6 protein-coding genes are annotated in these 7,889 nt (G+C 56.6%); 4 read left to right on the top strand and 2 right to left on the bottom strand.

Features of this window, described 5'->3' with window-relative positions; all coding sequences use genetic code 11:
• Positions 1-882, bottom strand: an 882-nt coding sequence (locus HW554_RS02860; RefSeq protein ID WP_394354307.1) for a hypothetical protein, incomplete at its 3' end; no start/stop codon positions are given.
• Between the two features lie 285 nt (positions 883-1,167).
• On the opposite strand from HW554_RS02860, the gene HW554_RS02855 reads away from it, so the two are divergent.
• From HW554_RS02855 to HW554_RS02840, 4 genes are all read left to right on the top strand, one after another.
• Complete coding sequence (locus HW554_RS02855) at positions 1,168-2,520, top strand: type IX secretion system plug protein (protein ID WP_176906834.1); 1,353 nt, start codon at positions 1,168-1,170, stop codon at positions 2,518-2,520.
• A 185-nt stretch (positions 2,521-2,705) separates the two neighbouring features.
• The gene (locus HW554_RS02850) at positions 2,706-4,004 is read left to right on the top strand and encodes a cation:proton antiporter (protein ID WP_176906833.1); all 1,299 of its coding nucleotides are present in this window, start codon (positions 2,706-2,708) and stop codon (positions 4,002-4,004) included.
• Positions 4,005-4,072: 68 nt separating this feature from the next.
• Positions 4,073-5,533, top strand: coding sequence for a M48 family metalloprotease (locus tag HW554_RS02845; RefSeq protein ID WP_176906832.1), 1,461 nt, complete (start codon positions 4,073-4,075; stop codon positions 5,531-5,533).
• 108 nt (positions 5,534-5,641) lie between these two features.
• Complete coding sequence (locus HW554_RS02840) at positions 5,642-7,072, top strand: M48 family metalloprotease (RefSeq protein WP_176906831.1); 1,431 nt, start codon at positions 5,642-5,644, stop codon at positions 7,070-7,072.
• Positions 7,073-7,102: 30 nt separating this feature from the next.
• Here the strand turns inward: HW554_RS02840 and HW554_RS02835 are convergent, their stop codons facing one another.
• Positions 7,103-7,627, bottom strand: coding sequence for a hypothetical protein (locus HW554_RS02835; protein ID WP_176906830.1), 525 nt, complete (start codon positions 7,625-7,627; stop codon positions 7,103-7,105).
• Positions 7,628-7,889: the final 262 nt, after the last annotated feature.

The following is a 7,889-nucleotide window of genomic DNA, read 5'->3' as shown; positions in this document are numbered from 1 at the left end:
TCTTTCATCGAATGATACCATGTCATATCCTAAACCGTCGCCTTGAGTAACTGATACATGTTCTACCTTAGATGCATATTCGCCCATATTAAGTGCTAGTAACTTATTTATTTCGTATGATAGGACTAATATTTCTCCACCCAATCCAACATCATTCTTGGCTTTGTTAACTGCTATCCAATCTATTTTTTTTGCTTTGCGAATAGTTGTTGCCTTGGGATTGTCATTTGTATTGGAAGCTCTCTTTATATGTATTTCAGGGCTTTCTACTTTGTTGCCATCTGCCTCCGGCATTAAGTCCTCTATAGTGAGTTTCCTGACGGTTTTTCTGATTCCAGAGTGAGAAGGTAAAATTTGAGGGGAAAATTGAACTGAAGTTGTATCGGTTATAATCGTATTACTAGTCCCTCCGATATAATCTGAATTAGTTGCTTTGCTGTTTGTTTTTTTGTTATTGTCGGTAGATTGAAAAGATTCTATAATTTTTTCACTTTCAATCAAAAAATTAGATAATTTATATATATAAAGAGGTGATGATAAGACTACTTGTAATAGTCTGTGATTTTCTTTAAAATCATTCTTAAGTTGATAATTGTTTGAATCATATTTTATTTCAGATATTATTTCCAGATACTTATTATTAATATATTCATTTATTAATGATTTAAGATTTGTTTCATATGGATTATATAATGCGTAAAGTCTATTATATTCTGCATTAATTTCAGTGTCACTAATAATCATATTATATACTTTATTATATAAATTTTCGCATATTGCACATATTAAGCCTGTAGGAAGAATGCATATAAATGCCCCTAATATAAAATATAAAATAAATGTTTGAAAATTATCAGCGTTATTATAGAATACAACTCCCATTATTAGTGACAGATAAACCAAAGCCGACACAATACATCCCGCATTATTTTCAATGTTCCATAATTTTGATTCTATTTCTTTGAATCTTTTATAATTACTGGATTGGCATATATTGATATATCTTGGATTCATGTGTAAGTATTATTAACATGTGTTTAGACTATGATGTTTGGTGTGCGAAAAAAAACTTGTAATTATTTGTAATTAACTGATTGATAGGGTGCTCAGTGGCCCCGGCTACCCCCAACCGCTCCAAGATAGGGAGTCGTTCTTACCTTCGCAACCATGCGCCCACTTCCCCGACTTCTGCCGTTACTGTTGCTGCTGGCCCCGGCCTGCGTGCCGCTGGGTACGCCCATCACCGACCCTAATGCCGCCCGCCGGCCCGCCACGCCCGGCCAGGTCGGTACCGAGTATTACGCCGATAAAAAGCTGCGCTACGAGGACTACATCTACGACCCCAACGTGCGCACCGTGCTCTGCTACGTGCCCACGGGCCAGGCCGGGCAGGTGTTCAACCCGCCGGTGGTGCCGCTGAGCCAGGGCCAGTCGCCGATGCTGGAGTTCGATGTGCTGGGCGGCTCGGGGCAGCGGCTCACGGCCAAGCTCGTGCACTGCGACCTGAACTGGCAGCCCTCGATGCTGACGGACATGCAGTTTCTGAGCGAAATCAACGAGCAGCTCATCAACAACTACCGGCCCTCGGTGAGCACCAAAGTGCCCTACCAGCACTACCAGGTGCAAATGCCGCGCGTGAAGCTGTCGGGCAACTACCTGTGGGTGGTGCAGGGCACAGGCGGCACGCCGCTGCTGAGCCGCCGGGTGCTGGTGTTCGAGGATGGCGCCGTGCAGATTGCCATGAAGCAGGGCATTCCGGTGGCGGGGGAGGAGCGTTTCCGCTGGCAGCAGATTGACTTCGGGATTCGCTACAACATGGCCCTCGTCAATCCGGCCCAGGAGGTGAAGGTGGTGCTGCGCCAGAACTTCCGCTGGGACAACGCCCACTACAACCTGCGCCCCACCTTTGTGCGCGATGCCGAGCAGCAGCTCGACTACCAGTATTTCAACTTCGAAAATGCCTTTCCCGGCCTGAGCGAATTCCGGTTCATGGATCTGCGCACCTTCCGCTCGGCGGGGGCCGGCGTGGCCCGCCTCGATGCTGAGGCCTCGCCCCGCACTGCGCTGCTGCTGCCCGAAACCTCGCGGCTGGACGAACGGTACACCCAGTACGACGACATCAACGGCCAGCGCCTGATTGAGAGCCGCGAGTACCCCGGCGACCCGAATACCAACACCGACTACCTCGACGTAACCTTCCAGCTCCAGGCCGATGCACCCGCCGCCGGCCCGGTGTATGTGCTTGGGGCCCTGAGCGACTGGCAGCTGCGCGACGAGTTCAAGCTGGCCTACGACGCCGAAAACCGGGTATACCGGGGCCACGCGCTGCTCAAGCAGGGCTACTACAACTACTACTACGCCACCCAAACTCCCACCGGGGCCAACAGCATTCCGTGGGAAGGCAGCCATCAGGAAACCGAAAACCAGTACGATTTGCTGGTGTACTACCGCCCGCCCGGCACCCGCACCGACCTGCTCATCGGCTACCAGCGGCTGGATGTGAATAGCCGCCGGCCGTAGGGGGTACAGGGAACTTGGGGCCGATGGGCAACTGCATGTCATTATGAGCGTAGCCGAAGAATCTCTACCGCTTCTTTGTAAACCAACCCGATTTTCAGTCGTTAGCACTGCACGCGAGATTCTTCGTATTAGCTGCGCTACGCTCAGAATGACGTTCTTTTAGAATAAGCTTCCCATCACCCAACATGTACAATACCATCCTCGTCGTGCTGGGCGTGGCAATTCTGGGCGTGGCCTGGCTGCCGTCGCTGCTCAAGAAGTACCCGCTTTCCTACCCGATTCTGTTTGTGGGGCTGGGGATGCTGATTTTTACCCTCCCGCTGGGCCTGCCCGACCCCGACCCGGTGGAGTTTTCCACCTTCGCCACCCACCTCACCGAGTTGTGCGTGACGGTGGCCCTTACCGGCACCGGCCTCAAAATTGACAAGCGGTTTTCGTTTAAGGCCTGGCGCATTCCGCTGCTGCTGGTGCTAGTGCTGATGGTGCTCACGATTGGCGGTTTTGTGGGCGTGGCCTGGGGCGTGTTCGGGTTGCCGCTGGCCTCGGCCGTGCTGCTGGCTGCCACCCTCGCGCCCACCGACCCCGTGCTGGCCGGTGATGTGCAGGTGGGCGAGCCCGGTAAAGGCGGCGAAGACAACGTGCGTTTCGCCCTGACCGGTGAGGCGGGTCTAAATGATGGCCTGGCCTTCCCGTTTGTGTACCTGGCTCTGGCCCTGCTGCCCATCGCCAAGGAAAGTATGAGCGAGCGGCTTTGGCACTGGGTCTGGATGGATATGAGCTACCGCGTGGCACTGGGCTTGCTGGGTGGCTGGTTGGCGGGCCGGTTGCTGTCGTACCTGATTTTTGATTTGCCGCGCCGTGCCCGCATCCGGCCCAACGCCTACGGCTTTGTGGCGCTGGCCGTAACGCTGGTGGCCTATGGGCTTACCGAACTGGTGCACGGCTACGGGTTTCTGGCCGTGTTTGTGGCCGCCGTTACACTGCGCCGCCACGAGCGCAGCCACGAACACCAGGATGAGATGCACGACTTCACCGACCAGCTGGAGCGCCTGCTGATTGTGGTGATTCTGATCCTGTTCGGCGGCTCCATTGCCTGGGGGCTGTTTAATTACCTGAACTGGACGGGCGTGGCGCTGGGCCTGATTCTGCTGCTGGTGCTACGGCCTTTGGGAGGCCTGCTCACGCTTTCGGGCACCCGCCTCGATTGGAGCGAGCGGCTGGTGGTGTCGTTTTTCGGTATCCGCGGCATCGGGTCCTTCTTTTACCTGGCCTTTGCCCTCGATACTCGCTATTTCCCCAACAGCCGCGAGCTGTGGGCTACCACCGGCTTCACGGTGCTCGTGTCCATCGTGCTGCATGGCACGCTGGCCACGCCCGTTATGAACTGGCTCGACCGACGCCAGGGCCGCCCCACAATCGGGGAGCAGGAAGAGCAGGACATGCAGCAGCAAGAGCAGGAGCAGCCCGAAGGAGCGGTTAGCTGAACACAACGGCCCAACACAAGCGGGAAGAGTTGCGTTGAAGAACCCAACTCTCACCAACTCCTGCTCCCATGCTTCTACGTTCTATTCCCTCTCTGCTACTTGCCGGCCTGCTGCTAACGGGCTGCGCCGTGAACCCGGTAACGGGTAAAAAAGAAGTTATGCTTGTGTCGGAAGGGCAGGAGCTGGCTATGGGCAAGGAGTCGGACCCCGCCATTATTGCGCAGTTTGGCTTGTACCAGAATGAGAAGCTGCAGAATTACATCAACACAATGGGCGACAAGATGGGCAAGGTGTCGCACCGCCCCGAGCTGAACTACCAGTTCCGCATCGTCGATTCGCCGGTAATTAACGCCTTTGCCGTGCCCGGTGGCTACGTGTACTTTACGCGCGGCATCATGGCCAACTTCAACAACGAAGCGCAGTTTGCCGGCGTGCTGGGCCACGAAATCGGCCACGTAACGGCCCGGCACTCGGCCAAGCAGCAAACTACTGCCATGATCAGCCAGGTAGGGATGGTGGGGGCCATGATTGCCTCGCCCCGGTTTGCCCAGTACGGCGAGCAGGCCATGCAGGGCCTGCAGCTGCTGACGCTTAAGTTCGGCCGCGACGACGAAAACCAGGCCGACGAGCTGGGCGTGGAATACTCGACCAAAATAGGCTACAACGCCGCCGAAATGGCTGACTTCTTCCGCACCCTGGAGCGCGAGCAGCAGCAGGCCGGCGGCCAGGCCCTGCCCGATTTCCTGAGCACCCACCCCAACCCCGCCGACCGCTACGAGCACGTGAACCAGCTGGCGGCCCAGTGGAAAGCCAAGCCGGGTACGCCCGCCAAGCTCGCCATCAACCGCGACGCGTACCTGCGCCTCATCGATGGCATAACCTATGGCGAAGATCCGCGCCAGGGTTTCGTGGAAAACAATGCCTTCTACCATCCCGAGTTGAAATTTGAGTTTCCGGTGCCCCAGGGCTGGAGAAGCCAGAACTCGCCCCAGCAATTCCAGATGGCCGAGCCCAACGGCAAGGCCCTGATGATGCTCACGCTGGCGCCCGGCAGCTCGGTGCAGGAAGCCGCCCAGGTCGTGGCCAAGCAGTTGAGCCTGCAGGTAGCCGAATCGCGCGAGCTGACGGTGAATGGCTTTCCGGCCCTGGCGTTTGTGGGCACCCAGGTGCAGCAGGACCAGCAAACCGGCCAGCAGCAAACCGGCATGCAGGTGCTGAGCTACGTGATTCAGGACGGAAAAACGATTTACGCCCTGCTCGGGGCCAGCGCCCCGCAGGACTTTGCGGCCTACTCGCCCGTATTCACCCGCACCATGGAAGGCTTCCGGCGCCTCACGGCCGCCGACAAGCTCAACCGCCAGCCCGAGCACCTGCGTATCCGCACCACCACTACCAGCCAGACGCTGGCCCAGGCCCTTAGTGCCAACGGCGTGCCCACCAAGCGCCACGAGGAAATGGCCATCCTCAACGGCATGCAGCTTTCCGACAAGCTCGGGCGCGGTATGCTGTTTAAAGTGGTGGGCAAATAGAACTGGCGGGGTCTTTGGTTACTACCGCGTGGGCCGCCTGTTTACCTGCCCCGCTGCCATAGCGGCGGTGTGGGGCAACGGCCACCTTTTCCTTCTTAGCGCTTTATCATGAAAACCTTCCTCTCGCATCCCTTCCTCCGTACCGGCGCGCTGGCGTTGGCGCTGCTGCCGCTGGCCGGCTCGGCCGGTTTCCGCCCGCCGGCCCCGGCCAAGGAGCCCGACCCCCAGGTGCTGGCCCAGTTTGGCCTGCTCAATAACCCGGCCCTGCAAAAGTTCATCGACCTGAAAGGCCAGCAGATGGCCGCCGTATCCAGCCGAGCCGATTTCGGCTACCAGTTTACCATTCTGGATTCGCCTATGATAAACGCCTTTGCCGCGCCCGATGGCAACATCTACTTCACGCGCGGCATTATGGCCCATTTCAACGACGAGGCGCAGTTTGCGGGCGTACTGGGACACGAGCTGGGCCACGTAACGGCCCGCCACGGCGAGAAGCAGCAGACCCGCTCGACGCTGGCTTCGGGAGCGCTGCTGCTGGGCTCCATCCTCTCGAAGCGGGTGGCCTCCATTGCCCAGCCACTATCGCAGGGTGCGGGTCTGTTGTTTCTCAAATACGGCCGCGACGATGAGCGCGAGGCCGACAAGCTGGGCGTGGCTTACTCGAGCAAAATCGGGTACGATGCCTCCCACATGGCCGATTTCTTCCTCACCCTCCAGCGCCAGGAGCAGGCCAGCGGAGCCGGCGGCACGCCCACGTTCCTGAGCAGCCACCCCAACTCGGCCGACCGCTACAGCACCGTACGCCAGCTGGCCGCCCAGGCCAAGCAGCAGCAGGGCGGCCGCGCCCTCACGGTAAACCGTAGCGGCTATCTGCGCATGCTCGAAGGCATGCCCTACGGCGACGACCCGCGCCAGGGCTTCGTGGAAGGCGGCGTGTTCTATCATCCCGAGCTGAAATTCCAGTTCCCCATTCCGCAGGGCTGGAAAAGCCAGAACTCGCCCCAGCAGTTCCAGATGGCCGAGCCCAACGGCAAAGCCGTGCAAATCCTCACGCTGGCCCCCGGTAACTCGGCCGATGAAGCTGCCCAGGCGTTGGCCAAGGAGCTGAACATCAGTTCGCCCCAGGCCAGTCGTACCACCATCAACGGCCTGCCCGCCATTGCCTTGCAGGGCGACCAGGTAGGCCAGGACCAGCAGGGCCGCCAGGGCATCCAGGCCAGCACGCTCTCCTACGTCATTCAGGATGGCAAAACGCTGTACGCCCTCATCGGCCTCTGCGGCCCCGGCACGCTCAACAGCTACGGCCCCGCGTTCCAGCGCACTGCCCAGGGCTTCCGCCGCCTCACCGACGCCAACAAGCTCAACCGCCAGAGCGAGAAAATCCGCATCCGCACCGCCAAAGCTGGCCAAACGCTGGCCCAGGCCCTCACGGCCAACGGCGTGTCCAGCAAGCGCCACCAGGAACTGGCCATTCTGAACGGTATGAAAACCACCGACAAGCTCAGCGCCGGTACCCTGTTTAAAGTGGTGGGGCGGTAGGGTGACCGTTGCCTCCACTCGTTTTGAAAGCTAGACTTCAAGTTTTTTGAGGTCTAGCTTTTTTATGAAAAACTGAATGCTTTCTGAGTTGAGAAGTATCCAGACATCATCTCCTGCGGGTTCTCTAGGGACAAAGTCGGACTCGAAATAACAGTTAGCTATTGCTACTTCTATACCTTCAAAAGAGAAGAGCAGCAGATGAGGTCGGGTACCGGAATAACCAAACACATCAAACCCAGTGAGCCGCCTTCCTATAAGCTGCTGCCAGAGGGTCGAATTGGGAACAAACCGTTCACTGGATGAGCAATATGACTCATGCGAAACACCTAGAGTATAGGGGAACCACCCTCTGACACCTTCCCATCCAATGAAAAGAGTTTGTCCGCCTGCAAATATCAGCTCTACTTGCTGTGCAATTATATCAACTCCCTGGCCATTGGTTGATAAGCTCTCAGTATCGAAAACGTCATGATAAAAGCACGCGGATAACTCTCGCTGTAAGACGCTAGAAATGGGCTGAAGAATATGTTTTTCAAGGAGTAAGTAACTCATCATTTTAGGAAGCTGTTTAGAAAGTACCCGGAATCAATCAGAACGTCATGCTGAGCGCAGCCGAAGCATCTCTACCGCTTCGTTGACCTACTGCAACGAAGCGGTAGAGATGCTTCGGCTGCGCTCAGCATGACGTTCTGATTGATTCCGGGTACTTTCTAAACAGCTTCTAGGATAGAAAAGCGCCCCGCCCGAATCGTTCGGGCGGGGCGTTTAAGTTACAGCAGCGGCGGCGGAAACCACCGAATCAGCGTAATCAGCCGAA

This window comes from Hymenobacter lapidiphilus (assembly GCF_013377885.1).
Lineage (GTDB): Bacteria > Bacteroidota > Bacteroidia > Cytophagales > Hymenobacteraceae > Hymenobacter > Hymenobacter lapidiphilus.
Note: the sequence above shows the minus strand (reverse complement) of the source record. Positions and strands in the feature narration are given on the sequence as shown.